Source organism: Paenibacillus sp. Y859 (assembly GCF_056786405.1).
Genome location: NZ_JBXCIZ010000050.1, coordinates 1 through 557, shown reverse-complemented (window position 1 = coordinate 557; position 557 = coordinate 1). Strand labels below are relative to the sequence as shown.

The 557-nt window shown below is 35.7% G+C and carries 1 protein-coding gene and 1 pseudogene; both read right to left on the bottom strand.

The window, feature by feature from the left end; all coding sequences use genetic code 11:
* Positions 1–125 (bottom strand): annotated as a pseudogene (locus AC1TO8_RS23885) (beta-hydroxyacyl-ACP dehydratase); the annotation flags it as partial.
* 216 nt (positions 126–341) lie between these two features.
* The coding region (locus AC1TO8_RS23880) for a phosphorylase family protein (protein WP_482058072.1) at positions 342–557 on the bottom strand (216 nt) is incomplete at its 5' end.

Below are 557 nucleotides of genomic sequence, written 5' to 3'. Positions count from 1 at the left end.
ATAAACCATTCGTTGTAGGTTACATTCTTATATCCTTTAGCCCATTTCCCTTGTTCTATTTCTAAAATTCGATCAATCATTAGAAATGGATATTGATGTGGAATTACGCTTTGAATATCGATCATTTATATGCTCCTATCTATTCTTGGTCTTAAATGAGCTTAATTATATTTGAAATAATTCCCCATAATATTTGCGTATTTCTGACGTTCAAATGGCTTAAGGACCATAGGTCAGGGTGGCGATGCCACTTAGCCGGTCGGATGTGTCACCTGATTCCACTTCTCAGATAATCCCTCTTGGCGACCAAGGAGCGATAGCGACGATGCTGAAATATATTGTCATACGAAGAGTCCGCTTCTCTGTCTATACTCCAAAAAATCTATTAATAATCTACATGAGTTACTACATGCTATTTTCTTATATTCAGTTTGATCGTTTGCTGTATTATTATTTGCTTTGTCAGATACAGATTTCAATCCTAAGAAATCAATACTATTTAAATAGCTTACATGAGCAAACGCTGCTATCTCTTGATCGACCGCTATTGCATTGAA